The organism is Exiguobacterium sp. R-39, from assembly GCF_049942815.1.
Taxonomy (GTDB): Bacteria; Bacillota; Bacilli; order Exiguobacteriales; family Exiguobacteriaceae; genus Exiguobacterium_A.
In genome coordinates this window covers 637,393-655,584 of record NZ_CP187965.1, presented here as the reverse complement: position 1 = coordinate 655,584, position 18,192 = coordinate 637,393, and the positions used below count along the sequence as shown (strand labels likewise).

The following is an 18,192-nucleotide window of genomic DNA, read 5'->3' as shown; positions in this document are numbered from 1 at the left end:
AGTGAAACGTATCACAGTATCTTTAGACTAGGGGGCAATGAGCGGTATGGCTTACGCTCAACATGAGCTTAAACAATGTATTGAACGTGCTGTTGGTCATGCAAATGCATATCAACGGTCTATTATCGCCGCGTATTCGTGGAATGTCGAGACGCAGGATGTCAGCGCACTGTCATTCGGAACAGAAGAACGCTTTTATTTTACGACACCTGATCGGTCCATGCGTGCCATTGGTTTTGGCATTACGCAACAACTAAAGACGGCAGGACACGATCGTTTCTTACGGATGCAGTCCATGTGGTCAAATTTGAATCGGGATCATGTCGGCACCGATTTATTTGCCTTTTGCGGCTTTTCTTTTTCTGAACTCAAGCATACTGAATATCGTTGGTCTTCTTTTGGAGAAGCGTCGATGACCATTCCCAAGTATCTTTACTTGGAACAGGATGGACGAACGACGGTAACGGTTTTTGCGTTCGTTGAACCGCAATCTAACGCAGAAAAGATTCTCAACCAGTTGGCAGTAGAATATGCAGAATTGCATACACCGAAGTCCACTCCATTCGTGACACGGATTCGTCTGACGCGTGACGGAAATGATGCTTTTGAAGCCTCGTTTCATCAAGCGGCACAACTCTTAAAAACGTCACTTAAAAAAATCGTCTTAGCCCGTGAGGTCGTCTATGAGCTCGATCAGCCAATTGATTTGGCAGGACTCGTCGAAGAACTCGAGTCTTCGCAGCCGGGCAGTTATATCTTCTTCTTTCAACCGACGACAGATGAAGCTTTCCTTGGTGCGACGCCGGAACGATTGATTTTAAAATCCGGTCTTGAGCTCAAAACAGCCGCCGTTGCCGGATCCGCTCCTCGACACGCGATTGAGACGACAGATGCCGCACTGGGACAGTCATTGTTACAGGATGATAAAAACCGTGTCGAACACGCGATTGTCGTCGACTCGATTGAAAATACACTTCAAGGACTCTCGACAGCGATCACCAAACCGGATGAACCGATGTTGCTGAAGAATCGCCATATCCAGCATCTCTATACGCCGATCAATGCAACACTTTCACCTGAAGTCAGTCTGTTTCAGCTGATCGAGAAGCTTCACCCTACACCTGCACTGGGTGGAGAACCCAAGGAGGCGGCCGTCGCTGCGATCCGCGAAATCGAAACGTTCGAACGTGGCTGGTACGGTTCTCCCGTCGGTTGGATGGACGGACAGGAAAATGGTGAATTCATCGTCGCCATCCGCTCCGGTCTGTTCACCGACCGCTCGGCTGTTCTTTATGCGGGTTGCGGGATTGTCGAAGGATCTGTTCTCCAAAGTGAACTGGAAGAAACCGATACAAAACTATCACCGATGTTACAGGCCCTGTCGCATCTTTGTACGATAGAAAAGGATGATATTTATGTTGACTAAATGGATGCATGCATTAATCGATAATTTAGTGAAAGGCGGAGTCCGGGATTTTGTCATCAGTCCCGGATCTCGTTCGACCCCCCTTGCCATCGCTGCTTTTCTTCACCCTTTTAGCCGTACCCACGTCCTCGTTGACGAACGGTCGGCTAGTTTTTTTGCCCTTGGTTTAACACGTGCGGAAGATACATTGCGTCCGGTCGCTTTGATTTGTACGAGCGGAACGGCAGCCACGAATTATTATTCTGCCGTGACGGAAGCAAACATCTTCGAGTTGCCGTTAATCGTATTGACGGCGGATCGCCCCCATGAATTACGTGGAGTCGGTGCCCCCCAAGCGATTGATCAAGTCGGTCTATACGGGAAGCAGGTACGGCATGCCTTTGACCTGCCGCTGCCGGAAGATACTGCTCTTCCGTACGTACAGCACGTAGCGGAACGCGCCGTTCTTCTCGCCCTGGCAGAGCCTGCTGGTCCGGTCCATATCAATATTCCACTTCGGGAACCATTGATTCCAGAACTGGATTTACTGCAAACGGGTCAGCCGGTCGGACAACCGCATCAACCGGCAGTAGAAAAACATACACAAAAATGGATTGAAATTTTATCAATTCCGCGTCTTTTGATTGTCATCGGACCTCAACTTTCTCTTGCGGATACACAAATCATCCTTGACTATGCCGACCGTGCGCGGATTCCGGTTTTAGCCGATCCATTGAGTCAAGGCCGCCGTTCTTCTAACGATACGGTTTTCAGCTATTACGATACCTGGTTAAAAGAAACAGCGATTCACGATGATATCCGACCGGATCATATTTTACGATTCGGTGCGATGCCGACATCAAAACCATATCTTCTTTGGTCAAAAGGTATTCCAACGACAGTTGTCGGGCATCCCGGAAATTGGCGTGATCCCCAGTTGCAGGCCCACTTTTTAAGTGGTCATCCGAGCCAAATGAAGACTGTCCCCGTCATAACGCATGATGTATCTTATCTCAAGACCCTTCAACGGGCAGAGCACATCGTCCAGACTGTCTTTTCTTCTTTGGATGCAGACCAGCTGACGGAATACAACGTCGTCCGGGCATTAAATGATTTAACGGAAGGCAGTCTATTTGTTTCGAACAGTATGCCGATCCGCGACCTCGATACGTTTTTACCGACGCGTACGCCGCTGCGTATCCTCGCCAATCGAGGAGCCAATGGCATTGACGGGATTCTTTCAAGTGCCCTCGGCGCAACATATGAAGCCGACAATCGTTACCTCCTGGTCGGTGATCTTGCGTTCTTACATGACATCAACGGATTGATGATGGCACGATCTGTCCCGATCACGATACTTTTAGTGAATAACACCGGCGGCGGTATCTTTAGTTTTCTACCGCAACAAAATCTTGATCCTGCTTTGTTTGAACCCCTTTTTGGAACGGCACAAGACGTTGATTTCAGCCACTTGGCTGCCGGCTACGGGGTAGAATATGAACGGATTTCATCGATTACGCAGCTCAAGTCGACGTTGCAGCAACAAGCGACTGCGACACGTGTCTTGGAAATCGTCACCGATCGTCCGGAAAACGTTCGTCTCCACCGCTTGATTTGGGAACAGACGAATCAGGCATTGCAGGACGCATTCCGATGAAACTGCGGCATCAGGAATACCATGTCGAGATGACAGGAAGCGGTCCGCCTTTGTTGCTATTACACGGTTTTACCGGGAGCAGTGCCACATGGGATCTGCTCGAAAGCCGGTTGCAATCAGACTATACCGTCTATCGGATTGATTTGCTCGGACATGGTCGGACAGCTGCTGCTCCTTACCAACGGATGCGCCTGACGGAACAGGTAAAGGATTTGCAGACCTTACTTGCGACCCGTGACGAAGACTGGTCGGTGTTAGGCTATTCCATGGGCGGTCGAATCGCCCTTCTGCTTGCTGCGACATCGAAACAGGTGAAACAGACGATTGCCATCAGTACGACACCAGGCATCCGCTCGGCACATGAACGACGGTTACGTCGTCAAGCCGATCGCCGTCTCGCCGATCGTTTATTGACGGATGGTCTGACAGCTTTCATCGATTACTGGGAGTCGCTCCGGCTTTTTGCAAGTCAACGTCATTTACCGGTTGAAATACGGGAGTCGATCCGCCGTGGACGACTGGCACAATCACCGGAAGGACTGGCCGCTTCTTTGATCGCTCAAGGAACAGGCAATATGGCTCCGGTCTGGCACTTACTCGACCCTTCTTCAATTGACTGGATTGTCGGGACCGAGGACAGTAAATTTAAAAAAATTGCTATCGAAGCTGCTTTACCCGAAAAAATTCATTTAATTGACGGTGCATCACACGCCCCACATATCGACCAACCGGAAAAGTTTGTTACAATAGTAGAGAAACTACTCTTAATTAATTAAATGGGGGAATTGAAATGAGATACGTTCCAGAATGGGCATCTGCCCGTAGCTACGAAGACATCAAGTATGAAAAATGGAATGGGATCGCTAAAATTACGATCAACCGTCCCGAAGTCCGCAACGCTTTTCGTCCGAAGACCGTCCACGAACTGATTGACGCTTTTTCACGTGCACGTGACGATCAAAACGTCGGTGTCATCGTCTTGACTGGTGAAGGCGATCTTGCTTTCTGCTCAGGCGGCGACCAAAAAGTCCGCGGGCATGGTGGATATGTCGGTGAGGATGAAATTCCACGCTTGAACGTTCTTGATTTACAACGCCTGATCCGTGTTATTCCGAAACCGGTCATCGCAATGGTTGCAGGATATGCAATTGGTGGCGGACATGTTCTTCACCTTGTCTGTGACTTAACGATTGCAGCTGACAATGCGAAATTCGGTCAAACGGGTCCTAAAGTCGGATCATTCGATGCTGGATATGGTTCTGGTTACCTCGCTCGCGTCGTTGGTCATAAAAAAGCACGTGAAATCTGGTACCTCTGCCGTCAATACGATGCCCAACAAGCACTTGACATGGGCCTCGTCAATACGGTCGTTCCACTGGCTGATCTGGAGCAAGAAACAATCCAATGGTGTTCTGAAATCCTTCAGCACTCACCAACAGCACTTCGTTTCTTAAAAGCTGCATTTAATGCCGATTCAGACGGTCTTGCAGGTATCCAACAACTTGCGGGTGATGCAACATTACTGTATTACACGACAGACGAAGCAAAAGAAGGACGCGATGCGTTTAAAGAAAAACGTGATCCTGACTTTGGACAGTTTCCACGATTCCCATAATACAAAAAAGGTTCAATGTCGAAAGACGTTTGAACCTTTTTCTTATCATCATCCAGAAAGGAAGTGGTAATCCGTGTACCCTTGGATTTACACACGTGCTAAAGAACAACCGGATGATCTTGCTCTCATCACGGACAGCGAACGTTTGACCTGGTCCGCGCTCTACACAAAAGCACATGAACTGGCAAGTTCCTGGGCTCCCCTGCTTTCCCGTGGTGATCGTATCGCGTTATACGGTCCTTCCAGCAGCAGTTATATCATCGCCGTTCACGCCGCCCAGTTGCTTGAATTGACGATCGTTCCAATCAACATCCGCTTGAGTCAAACGGAAGTGCAGATGCAACTTAAACAAGCTGATGTCCGGTTCGTCATCTCAGACCGACCGATTGATGCACCGGTCAAACGGCTCCCGTTTCAAGTAGTCGATCCGGCGCCCGATGTTCTCGTGCGTCATATGCCGAAACATTATATCCAGTCGATGTTATTTACGAGCGGAACGACCGGACGGCCAAAAGCGGTCGAACAAACGATGCTCAATCACTTTTCGAGCGCCATGAATGCGGCCCGTCATACCGGCTCCTATCCGGATGACCGTTTCCTTGTCGTCACACCGTTGTTTCATATGAGCGGTTTAGCTGTCGTCTACCGTTCCGTCATCTATGGTGTTCCACTTATCCTTGAACCTCATTTTTCACCGAATAAGACCATTACATGGATCAAGACAGAACACATTACACACATTTCTCTCGTCTCAGTCATGTTAGATCGTTTGCTTGAAGCCGGACTGCGCCGGTTTGATTTGCGTGTCGTCCTGACCGGTGGCGGTCCCGTACCTTTACCGATTCTGACCCGCGCGTTAGACCGTGATATTCCCGTCATGCAAACGTACGGAATGACCGAGACTGCTTCCCAAGTCGCGACACTCCTGCCGGAAGAAGCGATTCGAAAGATTGGTTCTGCCGGTAAAGCCATTGCTCCGACGGAAATCCGCATCAATCGTTACCAGGAAATTGAAGTCAAAGGCCCGACTGTCATGAACGGTTATTTTGCTAATCCAGAGGCGACTGCAGCCGCCTTTACAGCGGATGGCTATTTGAAGACAGGAGATCTCGGACGAATCGATGCCGATGGTTACTTGTATGTATTGGATCGTAGAAGTGATTTGATCATTTCCGGTGGTGAAAATGTTTATCCGGCCGAAGTCGAAGCTGCCCTATTATCGATTTCAGGTATTACGGAAGCCGGTGTCGTCGGACGATTTGACCCGATCTGGGGGCAAGTACCGGTCGCTTTCATCGTCAGTACGATGCCAGAGACCGGTATCCGCGAAGAAATGGAACGTTTACTGGCAAAATACAAATGTCCCGTCACTTATTTTTACCGTGATACATTACCGCGTAACGCCAACGGTAAACTGATTCGGCGTCAGCTGAAGGAGTCACTATGACGGCAATCACCCTTCGCAGCGCGGAACTATTTGATGTGGATTTGACGTTTCGTCAGCCGATGCAGACCGCCATCTCCACGTTGTCGAAACGACAGACAACGATTCTCCGGTTGACCGATCAAGAAGGTCGAATCGGCTACGGAGAAGGTGTCGCTTTTGAGACACCTTGGTATACGGCAGAAACACAAGACTCACTTCGTGCCCTGTCACCGCTCCTTTACCGTTTGCTTGCGGCACAACCTTTATCGTCACCCGCTGACGTCCCTGCACGCTTTCAGCCGATCAAAGGAAATCAGATGGCAAAAGCGATGTTTGACGGGGCCGTTCATGAACTGTTTGCACAAGCGGAACATATCTCCCTTGCGACCTATTTGGGTGGTGATGCGACGCTGGCAATTCCGTGTGGAAAAGCACTCGGACGTTCCTCTGCCGATCAGACAATTGAAGCTGTAGGTCAGGCATTGACTGATGGATTCGAGCGGATTAAATTGAAACTGGCTCCAACGGATACAGCTATTCTTAAACAGGTTCGAAAGACTTTTCCGGATGCTCCGTTGATGTTTGATGCCAACGGAAGTTTTGATTTGTCGGATTTACCACTCCTTCAAGAGTGGGATACGTTCTCTTTGCTGATGATGGAACAGCTGTTTCCTGCTGATGACTGGTTAAGTCATCAGCAGGCTGTCTCGTTACTCAAGACACCGCTTTGTCTCGATGAATCTATTCAGACGACGCAGGATGCCTTGCTGATGCGGACACTGCAGGCAGGTCAAATCATCAACATCAAACCGGCTCGTCTCGGCGGTTTGACAGCAGCGCTCGATGTCCGAAGCATGGCGCCATCGTACTGGCTAGGCGGCATGTTTGAGAGCGGGATTGGCCGACGCCAAACGTTGGCATTCGCCACTTTACCGGGACTTGCTTATCCGATTGATATGTCCGGAACCGATCAATACTTCATTGAAGATTTGCTAGAACAGGACTACATCGTCGAAAACGGCTCGATCCGGTATGCGGAACATCCGGTTTCCCGCGAACGCCTTGAACGATTAGCCGTCTCAACAAAAATGCTCTAAACAAACAGGAGTATCACATCCCGCTCGAATCGAGGGACTTGATACTCCTGTTTGGTGTAATCGATTGACGATTCCTGACTCAATCGACTTTTGTTAAGATTTCATACCCGTCTTTTAAGACGATGACGCTATGTTCAAATTGAGAAACCAAACTTTTATTTGGTGTGTATAATGTCCAACCGTCCTTCTCGTCTTCCATACAAAATTCGTCGCCTGTTGAGATGAACGTTTCAACGGCAATGACTTGCCCTTCTTTTAACAAGTCGTTTTCCTCACGGCTGAAGTAGTTCGAAATCGACTCCGGTTCGCCGTGCAACGTCTTCCCTAACCCGTGACCCGCCAAGTTCCGGATGACGGTAAATCCGCTCTTGCGTGTCTCGGCATAAATCGCTTTGCCGATTTGATTCACCTTTGTCCCGGCTTTCACTTTCTCTAATCCTTTTTCAAGGGCAGACAACGAGACTTCAACTAAGCGGACATCTTCCGGACGACGGGCTTGTCCTGCGATGACGGTTTTGCCCGTGTCGGAGTAGTAACCGTTTTTCACAGCGGAAACGTCGACATTCACGATATCTCCCTCTTGAATGACATACGCACCCGGAATACCGTGTGCTGCCACTTCGTTCACACTGATGCAAGTTGCTCCCGGAAAATCATACATGACGATCGGTGCGGATTCCGCTCCTTGTTCTTTCAGGATACGTGCCCCGATCTCGTCCAGTTCCTTTGTCGTAATCCCTGGTTTGACGGCATTTGCCATCTCATCGCGGGCGATCGCGACAATCCGTCCAATTTCACGTAGTGCATCGTAATCATAATCCAACATCATTCATTTCCTCCTCATTCACTCAATCGTTCTTGATATAAATAGTCTGCTGAAATATCAGCAAATAAGAACATCCCATTATTCAGCGGCATACTGAAGGTCCGTGTCTGTTCACCTGAACTGAAGTCGACGTAACGGTCGGATAAGTAACCGGTATGCCGTCGTTCCATTGCGACCGTCGTTCGGATGAAGTACGGCCGGAAACTCCAATTGTACCCTTGGTAAAACGAATACCGTTTCCAGTCCCCACTTTTTTTACTGATATTCGATGACTGCTGGAAGCCGTTCGCGTCCGTGATATAAAAGCGGATAAACTCCGGTTCCATCTTTTTCGCAAGCATCAACAGCCAACTGTCGAGGTCTTCCTCTGCTTTGATCGACTGGCAATATTCGTTAAAACGAATCGTCCAATCCTGCTCCAGCTGAAACAGCCGGTTCATCTGTTCCCGGTCATATTTATAAAACATCGGGACCTCGTGAAGAAGAATCTCCATTCCCGGACATGTCGTTACCCAGTCCGGTGTTGTTTCACCGAGTAAATTTCCCATATAGTATCGTCCGCCGTGCTGCCAGGCATAACGCAACTGACCAAGATGGCTGATATTTTTGTACAACAACGGCGCGCCGAGTTGATCACAGAGATGTTCCATCGTCTGCAGTAAATGCGGATAACTGGCCGACACAGTCTTTTTCTCAATCATCGATGCCAAATCGACAATCAACATATCCGGCGACATCGAAAAGACTCGTTCCAGACTGGTCGCTTCTGCCCGGTCTAATGCGACCTTCAAACCGGAGTTTTGATAATAGGCGACGATCCGGCCGAGTCGATCAAAATCATCGACTTGCACATCCGTTAATGTGACATATAACCGGTCTTCCGGAAAATCGATTTGTGCATCACGCAAGATGCTTAAAAAATCTTCCCCTCCGTTCTCAAACAGCCAGGCCGGTCGGCAGCGGATTAAAACAAACGAATGCGCATCCGTCGGTACTTTTTGAAACGCATGTCGAATGACATGACTCATCACTTCGAGTTGATACTCAATCGGTACATCGTCTTCTTGAAAAAACGGTTTTAATGGTTCTCCCCGGAAATGGGATTGAATTTCATACCCTTCCACTTTAAAAGGCGCCGCTCCGACAATCGGCTGAAACCAAGCTTCAATTTGTTCGGGATGAACAATGACATCTAAGGCATCCATTCTTCTGCCCCCCTTTTCTCTTGTTCCATCTTATCAAAAAAAGAACCCCTCTGTAATCAGAGAGGTCCTGTCTTTAAAATAAGGTCGTATCTTTTCTGATTGCGATGTACAGATAAACACCAAATGTCGCTGTAAGATAAATGATGCTGAGGACTCCGTATTGAATGCCGGTCGCCCCGCCCTTGCCAATCGCCAAGACAAGAAAGATAATTCCGCCAAATAACAAAGTCGCCAAAGGAATATAACGGAAGTGCCCTTTTGTCGTCTGTTCACTAATTCGTTTCGTTGCGACGACTAGCACTATCAGACAAATGAATGCCAAAGCGTAGGTAATATACACAAGATTCCGCCCTCTCTATATCGTTCATTGCTCATTTTAGCACGAGATTTCATAAAAAAGAACCGACTTGTCTGTGACAAATCGGTTCAAACTTCTTACTTTTCAAAACGTGGTTTACGTCCGCCACGGTTACGATCACTTTCACTGCGGTTACGACCAGCGTATCCACCTTCACGACGATCTGAAGAAGAAGATGTGCTGCTGCTACGGTTTCCTTCAGAAGGACGACCGCCTTCACGGCGCTCCCCACCACGTGGGTTACTGCCACGGTATCCGCCACTGCTACGGTTAGAAGAAGAACCAGAACCTGATCCACCTTTGTTACCGTAAGGACGACGGTTACCGCCGCCACCGTTGCTACCAAAACGTTTCACACGGATTGGTTCGATTGACGAAATTTGAACTGGCGTTGCATCCGGCTCTTTCGTTAATCCTTTAAGTGCTGCTGAAATCAATTCAACTGCTTCGTACTCTTCAAGAAGTTCCTGAGCGAGTGTTGTATACTCTTGAGCATTTTTCGCTTCTACACGTTTGATTAATTCTTGTGCAGCAAGTTTCAAGTTACCTTCTAGGATTTCATCAAGTGTCGGTGCATGACGACGCGACATTTTTTTGTTTGTAACACGTTCGATCGTTTTGATCTGACCGAATTCACGTGGTGTAACAAAAGTAATCGCTGATCCTGTTTTACCAGCACGACCAGTACGGCCGATACGGTGAACATAGCTTTCTGGATCTTGCGGGACATCAAAGTTATAAACGTGTGTAACGCCTGTAATATCAAGACCACGTGCCGCTACGTCTGTAGCTACAAGGATATCGATTGTTCCTTTTTTGAAACGACGGATAACTTGGTCACGTTTTGCTTGTGTTAAGTCACCGTGTAAACCGTCAGCCGTGTATCCACGTTGGACAAGTCCTTCTGTCATCTCATCAACACGTTTTTTCGTACGACCGAAGATGATTGAGAGTTCCGGAGAATCCGTATCAATCAAGCGGCAAAGCACATCGAATTTTTGGTTTTCTTTTAATTCGATGAATGATTGGTCGATGTTTTCGACAGTCATTTCTTTTGCTTTTACTTTGATGTGAGTCGGAGTCGTCATGAAACGATCTGCGATTTTACGAATCTGTGGCGGCATTGTCGCAGAGAATAAAAGTGTTTGACGAGTCGGCGGAAGTGTACCCAAGATTTTTTCGATATCTTCCACGAAGCCCATGTTCAACATTTCATCTGCCTCATCCAAGATAACTGTTTGGACGTGGTCGAGGTTTAATGTTTTACGGTTCATGTGGTCCATTAGACGACCAGGTGTCGCGACGACGATTTGTGGGTTCTTACGAAGCGCACGAATCTGACGGTCGATTTGCTGACCACCGTATACTGGCAAGGCATGAACGCGTTTTACTTCACCAATGCGGTTTAGTTCTTCTGCGACTTGAATCGCAAGTTCACGAGTTGGTGCAAGGATTAATGCTTGGATATGGCGCGATTTTGCGTCAAGACGCTCGATTGTTGGAATACCGAATGCAGCTGTTTTCCCTGTTCCTGTTTGCGCTTGACCGATTAAGTCAACGCCGCTAAGACCGACTGGAATTGTTTCTGCTTGGATTGGAGTTGCTTCTTCAAAGCCCATTTTTAGGACACCTTTGATAAGTGCCTCACTAAGATTTAATTCACGAAATGTTGTCAATGCTAAATACTCTCCTTTGTCATATGAAAAGCGTCTGCCACTAAACAGACGCTACCGTAACGAATACAATCGACTACCTATTATAGCAGAACCTCTTCCTTAAAGATAGGGGCTATTTCTGCGTATAATAATGTTTAGGGAAGTCACCATCATAATCGTTGCCATAAGGGCGAGGGAAAGGCATGATGCCCGGACCGTACAACGCTCGAATTCGCGCCGCTTGCCCCCACTAGTGATGGGGTTTTATTTGGAAATGGTCGCCGGTAAGTACCAGCCGCAACCACCAAAATGATGAATTCCTAACTATTTATTCGAAACGTAGGCTTAAGTTGGTCAACTTATTTCGTTAACCGAATACCCGTTTCATGTTTTTCTATTTTTTTGTCTTTCAACAATCGACCTAAAGCACGTTTGAAGGCAGCCTTACTTAGGCCAAATACCTCATCAATCGTCTCAGGAGGTGTCTTATCACCATACGCCATCTGACCGTCATGTTCAAGCAGATGATTCATGATTAAATCCGCATCGATGTCGATTGCCTCGTGAGCACGTGGTCTTGCTGAAAGTAATACTGTACCATCTGGCTTCACATTTGTCACCCGTAATTTCATAACTTCTCCAAGTCGCGGCCAGCGTTCCATCTCTTGTTCATGGAGAAAACCAATCGTCTGTTCATTGACCCAGACGTTTACACCAGGGTCCCGTTGAGCAAAAACAAGCCCTTCAACGTCCATGTTATTCCACTCTTCCGGTGCCGGTTTTGCCTGTAAGTTGAAATAAGCATACGGAGCGGGATCTCCGAGTAAACGAAGTTTCTGGTCATGCTTCAGGCGGATATAAAGCTGATCTCCTTCTTCCGGCCAGAATGTCCGGCGCTGTGGCAAATCATCGAGTGATACTAACACGTCTTTTTGAATTCCGATATTGGCGAATACACCTGTATTGTAACGCGTGCCGTTGATCGTCGTTTTGACGTAATCTTCAAATGACGCTTCTGGAATCGTCATCGAAGAGGCGAGTCGTCCTTCATTGTCCTGATAAAGAAAGACCTCTACTTCTTCATCAAGTTCCAGTTTTTTCGTTTGTTCATTATTATGAAGTAAGATGTCCTCTTCCCCGTTGCTTAAGAAAACACCAAACTCTGCTTCTCGTTCTACTTTTAATGTGACAACCTGTCCTGCGCGTAATGCCATGAGTGGTCATCTCCCTTCTGTCGTTTCCATCATTTTTTCCCGGTTTCTGCGTATCACCTATCATACTATACTCTTTTTCCTCCCCTCTCTGACATGAAGCAAAAGTGAACAAATATGACATTTTTGTGAACGGTTCTGATTTGAGTGATTTTTTTGAAAAAAAGAGATATGATAAAACAATAGGAAAAAGAAGGTTTAGTTTAGTTAAATATGGGGGAAAAACATGTTTCATAACATTCAATCGCGTTCTTTCGCAAGACGCTTCACAAAAACATTGGTATTTGCTTTTTTTGCGTTCCTCGCAACGATCGGAATCGTCTTTGCAGAAGGTTCGAACAGTACAGATCTGTCTCCAAAGACACCTGCACTCCAACATATCGATACTCCATAAAATCTACACTAAGCGTGTGGATTTTTTTATTTTTCCCGAAGTTTCACAGGGTGATACAGGAAATCCTGGTTTTACCACGAATTCCTTTAAAGATGTATATCATCTAAACAAGGAGGGCATGTCATGTGGTTTTACCTTTTCACGACGTTTACGGGTCTCATCAGTACATATTTGAGCTATACGACCGGCTATTATACAGATTCAATCGGTGTATTCGTTTTCACACTTGCCATCTGCTTATCGCTCTCTTCTTTCAGACAACTCATTCGGACATCTCACCAGTCTTATCATGAATATGTGCAACACCGTCGAGTCAAAAAGCAGTATGAACGGATGAAAAAGCGGGAACAATCGTATCAATTATCTTACGAGCAACGGGAATCCATTCCACCACTTGCATTATCAGCGACAGAACAGCATGATAAATAAAGAACCGCTTTAACTTCGTATTACTAGGAGGAACTGAGTCACTATGAATGAAATTCCCTTATCCAACGGTTGGACCCTTCGTTACTCGCCTGTCATCGACCTGTGGTTAAAAGAAGACGGTGTCTTGCTTGTCGATCACGAAGATAAGGTCCGACTGACATTAATCCTTGACGAGGAAACGATGGAAATCAAACAGATTGATAATACTAACGCCTCTTTCTCGATTAATCCGACGACCCGTCGCTTGACGTTTGAACTTGGAGAGACCGAAGAAGAGTCGGAACCTCGTTATTGGGAATGATGACGGAGACTGGGTGCGATACCCGGTCTTTTTTTGTACAATAATAATGAAAGCAGAAAAGGAGTCTGATGCCACTATGTTACGCACAATCATCTGGTTCATATTTTTCGGACTGGTTCTACCCCTTACATTACCGTTTCTCCCGGGGGCAAAACGTCGAACACACGCTGCACGATATGTATACACACAAAAAGTTGCCCATGCCTGGGCAAACTCACTGCTCCGTCTTGCCGGAGTCAAAGTCCGGATGACCGGTCAGGAAAACATTCCGGCCGATCAACCGGTTGTTTTTATCGCCAATCACCAAGGAAATTTTGATGTTCCGATTCTACTCGGGAAAATTGATAAACCAAAAGCGTTCATCTCAAAAATCGAAGTTAATAAGATTCCCATCGTCAATGTCTGGATGAATCTGATGGGATGTGTCATGATTGACCGCAAAGATCGACGACAATCGTTAAAGGCCATCCGGGCCGGAATCGAGACGATTAAAGATGGTCAGTCGATGATTATTTTTCCGGAAGGCACACGTTCTAAAGGCGGTCCTGTCGCCGAGTTCAAGGCAGGGAGTTTTACACTGGCCACATCCAGTGGTGCACTTGTCGTTCCGATTGCGATTTCGGGCAGTTATCGTGTCATGGAGGAAACCGGACGCATTCGTCCGGCGACCGTCGATGTTACGATTCTAAAACCGATTGATCCTAAATCAATGTCGCAAAAAGAATTAGTCGTTCTCGTCGAACAGCAAATCAAGGAAATTGTAGAAGGAGTCTGACATGTTACTTAAAGTCGATCAACTAAAAAAAGAATTTGCCGATAAAATCGTATTCGAAGACGTGACGTTTTCCGTCAGTCCCGGTGACCGGATTGGAATCATCGGTGTCAACGGTACAGGAAAATCAACGTTACTCCATATATTAGCCGGACAAGAAACACCGGACGCAGGTGAGCTTCAACATCCGAATGATTACCGGATCCGTCTGCTGTCCCAGTCAACGGATTATCCGGAAGATCAAACGGTCATGCAAGTCTTGTTATCCGGTAATACCCCCACTATCAATGCACTTCGCCATTATGAGGTTGCGCGCCTGGCGCTTGAACAAGACCCGAGCAATGAAGCGTTATTGACACGGTTCATCAGTGCACAAACAGAAATTGATGCTGCCAATGCCTGGGATACAGAATCCCGTCTCAAAATGATTTTAAACAAACTCGGTATCACGAATCTTGAAGCGACTATCGGTTCGTTGTCAGGTGGACAACGCAAGCGTGTCGGACTGGCTGAAGCATTGCTCGACGAAGCTGATCTCTTGCTACTCGATGAGCCGACCAATGAACTCGATGCCGAGACGATTACTTGGCTCGAGTCACAAATCAAGGAATACCGCGGGGCGATCTTACTCATCACCCATGATCGCTACTTCTTGAACCGTGTCACGAACCACATGATGGAAATCGCGAATGGAACAGCCTACTTCTATGTCGGTAATTATGAATCGTTCTTAGAAAAGCGTGCGGAACGCCGGGAACGGACTGCCTCTATGGAGGAAAAACGTCAAAATATTCTCCGCCGGGAACTCGCCTGGTTACGTCGCGGAGCGAAAGCACGGACAACGAAACAAAAAGCACGGATCCAGCGTGTCGATGCCTTGCAGGAACTTTCATACGAAGAAGACGAAGCATCACTCGAAGTTCAGGTCGGTTCAACACGACTCGGCAAAAAAGTCATCGAGGCTGTTGATGTCAAGCATCAGTTTGGCGACCGGACGTTGTTCAGCGACTTTAATTGGCTATTCGGTCGTAAGGAAAGATACGGAATCGTCGGCCGCAACGGGAGCGGCAAGTCCACTTTATTATCCATCCTTGCCAAACGTCTAGAATCGACGAGCGGTGACATTATTCATGGCGAAACCGTCAAAGTCGGATTCTACGGCCAGTTCGCAGAATTCAGTCACCCTAACCGGCGCGTCATTGAAGAAGTCGAACGGATTGCCCAAGTCATCACGACGTTGGACGGTCAAGAAATCACAGCCGGTCAGATGTTGGAACAATTTTTATTTAAGCCAGAAGCACAATATAAACCAATCGGTAAATTATCCGGTGGTGAAAAACGACGGTTAAAACTGCTGACCATCCTGATGGATGAACCAAATGTTCTGTTCCTTGACGAGCCGACCAACGATTTGGATACGGAAACATTATCCGTATTGGAAGATTACCTCGATTCGTTCCCCGGAACGGTCATCACGGTCAGTCATGATCGCTATTTCCTCGACCGTGTCGTGAATCGGTTATTGGCATTCGAAAACGGCGAGATCGTGTCTTATTATGGTCAATACACTGATTATTTGGAGCAACGGGAACTCCCGTCTACGACTATCGAAACTGCGCCTGTCGTCAAAGACGCTACACCTGTCGAGACACCGCCTGCCGAGACTCCTAAGAAATTGAGTTATCAAGAACAACTCGACTGGAAAACGATTGAGTCTCAAATTGAAGAAGCCGAACTTCATGCCGAATCCCTTGAACAGAAGCTGGCTTCTTCCGGGAGTGATTTAGGTCAGGTCAACGATCTCTATCAACAAATCGAACAGGCGAAAGCAAAAGTCGATCAGTTGATGGAATACTGGACATACCTGTCCGAAAAAGTGGAAGCGTACGAAAGCTACAAAAAGTAATCCTGCCTTTTTATAAATCGTATCCTTTCGTCAACATGACGGACGGATACGATTTATTTTTTTGAATCACATGAACCGGACAAAAGCAGTGTATGATGAGAAAAAGACAGACCAATTCATGTGAGGAGGCAGTTTCGTGCAGCAATCTCCCTATTTCATAAAATGGTTTCCACTCTTACTGATCATTTCCACGGTCTTGATGGTAATTGCTTCTGCAAACGAATCGATTCCAAATCTTATCGTTGAGCAAATCCTACAATACCTATCGTTGGTATTGATTACTTTTTTTATCCTGGTCGCCTATAAAAAAGAACAGCTTCTGATCGTTCCAAGACGAAATTTTTGGTTGCTCACTCTTGGCTCTTTATGTTTATCCGTCATCGGATCGATCTTAGAAACAATTCATTTATTCAGTCCTGCTGAAAGCTTTTCCGGACTCTACAGCATGGTCTTGTTTTCGTTGTCCCATTACTTGTTTTTATATGCTATTTTTTACCGGATTGCATCTAAAAAAAGTTTTGGTCAACACCTCTTGGCTTTTATGGATGCCATCATTTTGGTCATTTTTTTCGCACTTGTTGCGTTTCATATTCTGAATGAACTGGTTAATCCTGCAGTCAATCCGTTTCCATACTCACTTGTCGTCATCATCAATACGTCACTCGGTTTGTTCGTCTTCTTTTATTTTTTCTTTATCCAGGACACGCATTGGGTATCACGAACAACTTTGCTTCTGCTCTTTTTATCAATTTTCATTCGTGGAATTTACGAAATATCATCCGTCTACTTTCCGGCGTTCACGATGCAGTATCTGATTTTCTCACCAATTCTTATCCGTTTGGCCCAAAGTGCGGCCATCCTTTGGCACATTGATCACATCTTTGAAGGGACTAACAAATCATCTATCGTCCAACGCGCTTGGCTACCGTTGTTATCTTTGCCGTTATTCTTTCATTATTTCCTCGATGAAGACGGACAAAACGGGATGTCTTTGTCATCTTATTGTTATTGATTGTCCGCCAAATTTTCATCACACGGCAACATACATCCATCGTCCATCAGTTAGATACCCGGAATGAGCAGTTGGCGATACGGGTTGAGCGGCGAACAGAACAAATTAAAGCAAGTGAACAACAAGTCATCCCATTGTTCCTCGGACACCCTGACCCCATCGTTCGTTTTAATAAGCTTCAAGAACCCATTTTTGCGAATCGGGCTGCTCAACGAATTTTGGGTCTCCCCGCCATGACAATTGATCATTTGACAGATAAATTAAAACATGTTCAGACTGCCTTGAAAACGAAAAAAAATCATTATCAAAATGAAGCGAATCAACAATTCGAATTGATTCTGATTCCTATCAAGATAGCCGATACTGCCGTTGGTCACTTCCTGATTCTCCATGATGTGACAGAGCGAATGGCACGACAACAGCAAATCGAATACCATGCCTATCATGATGGATTGACGCACATCGGCAATCGCCGTTCTTTAGAAAAAATGTTTAATGAAAAAACATCTACCTTGAATTATCTGGCTTTGATTGACTTGGACGGCTTCAAACAAATTAATGACACGTACGGCCATGAAACCGGAGACTATATCTTGATAGAAGTGGCACGACGTCTTGCGTCCGAATTATCCGCCGACGAATCCGTCTACCGGCTTGGCGGGGATGAATTTGCTTTACTGACCTCGGCGAAGGATGAAGTTTCCTTAAGACGACGCTGTAAAGTCTTTTTGAATCAGCTGTCGAAACCCTATCATTATCGCGGAGAACTGCTACGCGTTTCTGCCAGTGTCGGCGTCGCACGCCACGATCCGGAAACTGATTTAGAACAATGGCTCAAACATGCCGATTTAGCAATGTATCGTGTGAAACATCAAGATAAAAATGGGGTTGGGATTTATCGTTCCGAGATTGAATGAGTGTAC

18 protein-coding genes are annotated in these 18,192 nt (G+C 46.6%); 13 read left to right on the top strand and 5 right to left on the bottom strand.

Going from position 1 to position 18,192, the window contains the following annotated elements; translation table 11 throughout:
- The first annotated feature begins 46 nt into the window (after nucleotides 1-46).
- The 6 genes from ACP26N_RS03385 to menC all read left to right on the top strand — a co-directional run bounded on the left by ACP26N_RS03385 (nucleotide 47) and on the right by menC (nucleotide 7,200).
- Nucleotides 47-1,426 (top strand): isochorismate synthase, encoded by a 1,380-nt coding sequence (locus tag ACP26N_RS03385; protein WP_131504194.1) that lies wholly within the window; start codon nucleotides 47-49, stop codon nucleotides 1,424-1,426.
- Complete coding sequence (gene menD / locus ACP26N_RS03380; protein WP_188005188.1) at nucleotides 1,416-3,062, top strand: 2-succinyl-5-enolpyruvyl-6-hydroxy-3-cyclohexene-1-carboxylic-acid synthase; 1,647 nt, start codon at nucleotides 1,416-1,418, stop codon at nucleotides 3,060-3,062. Before ACP26N_RS03385 ends, menD begins: the two co-directional genes overlap by 11 nt.
- The gene (gene menH / locus ACP26N_RS03375; protein WP_188005187.1) at nucleotides 3,059-3,838 is read left to right on the top strand and encodes a 2-succinyl-6-hydroxy-2,4-cyclohexadiene-1-carboxylate synthase; all 780 of its coding nucleotides are present in this window, start codon (nucleotides 3,059-3,061) and stop codon (nucleotides 3,836-3,838) included. The genes menD and menH overlap by 4 nt, the downstream gene beginning before the upstream one ends.
- 14 nt (nucleotides 3,839-3,852) lie before the next feature.
- Nucleotides 3,853-4,677 (top strand): 1,4-dihydroxy-2-naphthoyl-CoA synthase, encoded by an 825-nt coding sequence (gene menB / locus ACP26N_RS03370; protein WP_026829150.1) that lies wholly within the window; start codon nucleotides 3,853-3,855, stop codon nucleotides 4,675-4,677.
- A 73-nt stretch (nucleotides 4,678-4,750) separates the two neighbouring features.
- Complete coding sequence (menE, locus tag ACP26N_RS03365; protein WP_131504197.1) at nucleotides 4,751-6,124, top strand: o-succinylbenzoate--CoA ligase; 1,374 nt, start codon at nucleotides 4,751-4,753, stop codon at nucleotides 6,122-6,124.
- Entirely contained in the window at nucleotides 6,121-7,200 is a 1,080-nt protein-coding gene (menC, locus tag ACP26N_RS03360) for an o-succinylbenzoate synthase (RefSeq protein ID WP_131504198.1), read from the top strand. The genes menE and menC overlap by 4 nt, the downstream gene beginning before the upstream one ends.
- A gap of 79 nt (nucleotides 7,201-7,279) precedes the next feature.
- Here the strand turns inward: menC and map are convergent, their stop codons facing one another.
- The 5 genes from map to ACP26N_RS03335 form a co-directional block, all read right to left on the bottom strand.
- The gene (gene map, locus ACP26N_RS03355) at nucleotides 7,280-8,026 is read right to left on the bottom strand and encodes a type I methionyl aminopeptidase (protein WP_188005415.1); all 747 of its coding nucleotides are present in this window, start codon (nucleotides 8,024-8,026) and stop codon (nucleotides 7,280-7,282) included.
- 14 nt (nucleotides 8,027-8,040) lie between these two features.
- Nucleotides 8,041-9,231, bottom strand: coding sequence for an EAL-associated domain-containing protein (locus ACP26N_RS03350; protein ID WP_131504200.1), 1,191 nt, complete (start codon nucleotides 9,229-9,231; stop codon nucleotides 8,041-8,043).
- Between the two features lie 73 nt (nucleotides 9,232-9,304).
- On the bottom strand, nucleotides 9,305-9,571 hold the full coding sequence (locus ACP26N_RS03345) for a hypothetical protein (protein ID WP_131504201.1): 267 nt from the start codon (nucleotides 9,569-9,571) through the stop codon (nucleotides 9,305-9,307).
- Between the two features lie 95 nt (nucleotides 9,572-9,666).
- On the bottom strand, nucleotides 9,667-11,265 hold the full coding sequence (locus tag ACP26N_RS03340) for a DEAD/DEAH box helicase (protein WP_131504202.1): 1,599 nt from the start codon (nucleotides 11,263-11,265) through the stop codon (nucleotides 9,667-9,669).
- A gap of 338 nt (nucleotides 11,266-11,603) precedes the next feature.
- On the bottom strand, nucleotides 11,604-12,458 hold the full coding sequence (locus tag ACP26N_RS03335) for a S1-like domain-containing RNA-binding protein (protein WP_114596826.1): 855 nt from the start codon (nucleotides 12,456-12,458) through the stop codon (nucleotides 11,604-11,606).
- 223 nt (nucleotides 12,459-12,681) lie between these two features.
- Here ACP26N_RS03335 and ACP26N_RS03330 point away from each other — a divergent pair, with 223 nt between their 5' ends.
- From ACP26N_RS03330 to ACP26N_RS03300, 7 genes are all read left to right on the top strand, one after another.
- Complete coding sequence (locus ACP26N_RS03330) at nucleotides 12,682-12,849, top strand: hypothetical protein (RefSeq protein WP_012369521.1); 168 nt, start codon at nucleotides 12,682-12,684, stop codon at nucleotides 12,847-12,849.
- Between the two features lie 123 nt (nucleotides 12,850-12,972).
- A complete protein-coding gene (locus ACP26N_RS03325) occupies nucleotides 12,973-13,278 on the top strand; it encodes a hypothetical protein (protein WP_131504203.1) in 306 nt (101 codons plus the stop codon).
- 43 nt (nucleotides 13,279-13,321) lie between these two features.
- Nucleotides 13,322-13,579 carry a hypothetical protein gene (locus ACP26N_RS03320; RefSeq protein ID WP_131504204.1) on the top strand — a complete coding sequence of 86 codons (258 nt, stop codon included), beginning with the start codon at nucleotides 13,322-13,324 and terminating at the stop codon, nucleotides 13,577-13,579.
- Nucleotides 13,580-13,655: 76 nt separating this feature from the next.
- Nucleotides 13,656-14,354 carry a 1-acylglycerol-3-phosphate O-acyltransferase gene (locus ACP26N_RS03315; protein WP_131504205.1) on the top strand — a complete coding sequence of 233 codons (699 nt, stop codon included), beginning with the start codon at nucleotides 13,656-13,658 and terminating at the stop codon, nucleotides 14,352-14,354.
- A gap of 1 nt (nucleotide 14,355) precedes the next feature.
- On the top strand, nucleotides 14,356-16,257 hold the full coding sequence (locus ACP26N_RS03310) for an ABC-F family ATP-binding cassette domain-containing protein (RefSeq protein WP_426354785.1): 1,902 nt from the start codon (nucleotides 14,356-14,358) through the stop codon (nucleotides 16,255-16,257).
- Nucleotides 16,258-16,393: 136 nt separating this feature from the next.
- Complete coding sequence (locus ACP26N_RS03305) at nucleotides 16,394-17,269, top strand: hypothetical protein (protein WP_426354784.1); 876 nt, start codon at nucleotides 16,394-16,396, stop codon at nucleotides 17,267-17,269.
- Nucleotides 17,260-18,186: a diguanylate cyclase domain-containing protein gene (locus ACP26N_RS03300; protein WP_426354783.1), complete on the top strand. Its 927-nt coding sequence runs from the start codon at nucleotides 17,260-17,262 to the stop codon at nucleotides 18,184-18,186. The genes ACP26N_RS03305 and ACP26N_RS03300 overlap by 10 nt, the downstream gene beginning before the upstream one ends.
- Nucleotides 18,187-18,192: the final 6 nt, after the last annotated feature.